1 protein-coding gene is annotated in these 1,206 nt (G+C 29.9%); it reads right to left on the bottom strand.

Annotated features, from left to right (window positions below; translation table 11 throughout):
* Positions 1-11: 11 nt before the first annotated feature.
* Positions 12-986 (bottom strand): IS110 family transposase, encoded by a 975-nt coding sequence (locus Q0998_RS19235; RefSeq protein ID WP_299673071.1) that lies wholly within the window; start codon positions 984-986, stop codon positions 12-14.
* Between the last annotated feature and the right edge of the window lie 220 nt (positions 987-1,206).

Raw genomic sequence — 1,206 nt, 5'->3', positions numbered from 1 at the left:
ATGAACTGTGCTTAAAAACAAATATTTGGTTGATAATTTTCTATATATTTTTGTTTTGATGTAGCTACTGCAAAAGCTTGCTTTAATAATTTATTTGCTATCGCTACTTTTATCACTCTTTCTGGTTTTCCTTTGTTTTTTAATCTTTCATACATCTCACTACAAGTCTTGTTGCAATATTTAGCCGTCCAACTGCACATGTACAAGAGTTTTCTTATTTGCGACTTTCCCATTTTACAAATATGTCCTTTTCCTTTTACGCTTGTTCCAGATTGATAAACTCGTGGTGCAAAACCTACATAAGCTATCAACTGTTTGTGGTGCTCAAACTTACTAAAATCGTCTGTTATTGCAATCAACATCATTGCTGTTTTGTTTCCTATACTTGGTATAGAAGTTAACAAGGATAGACTTTCTCCATAATATTCTTTACAAACATTTAACATTTGATATTCTAAATCTTTTATCGATTTTTCTGTTATGTTTATTACTTTTTTTAATCCTTTTGCTACTTCTTTATTCAATGAACCAGAACTCTTAAACGCACTCAATTGATTCTTACTTTGCCTCAATTGTTTCTGTAATAACTCTGTTGTTGTTCGCATTTGTTTTAGAGACTGAACTCCTTTTGTTTCTGGTTTCCAAAGCGATAAAGAATCTTGTTCCAGCTCTCCATATTCCATTATAATTCCTGCATCTTTTTTATCAGTTTTAGCCCTATAAAACTTCATCTGACTAAAACGTTTTACTTTTAAAGGATTCACTACTGATAATTTTATATCTGCATCATACAAATAACTTGCTAAACTTACATAGTAAGGCCCTGAAGCTTCCATAACTACTAAAGAAGAGATGTCTATCTCTTTTACAAATTTCTTAAATCCTTTTAAATTGTTACTATAAATTTGATGAACTAATTTTTCTTCTTCTCGAAAACTTACATCAAAAGTTTGTTTACTAATATCAATTCCTATAATTTTACACATGACAAGTATTTTTTAAAAGTGCTTTTATTTTATCAATCCTAAATGCAGGCTTCAAAACCTAATGAACTGTTCAAAATTTAAGCACTAGGAGAAAGGGACAAGCATTCCGCGCTGTTTTTTAAACCAATGACAAGTAATTGTCTTGCTCTTTCTCCTTTTTATTAATATCTATCTAATATAAATACTTTAATCCATATCCTTTTGCAAACATAGGATGACA

The organism is uncultured Polaribacter sp. (genome assembly GCF_947501385.1).
GTDB lineage: Bacteria > Bacteroidota > Bacteroidia > Flavobacteriales > Flavobacteriaceae > Polaribacter.
This window is presented reverse-complemented; position numbering and strand designations above follow the sequence as displayed.

What these genes read in the sequence shown, in the direction of transcription:
- Q0998_RS19235 (WP_299673071.1), bottom strand. Translation starts at nt 986, where the DNA reads ATGTGTAAAATTATAGGAATTGATATTAGTAAACAAACTTTTGATGTA.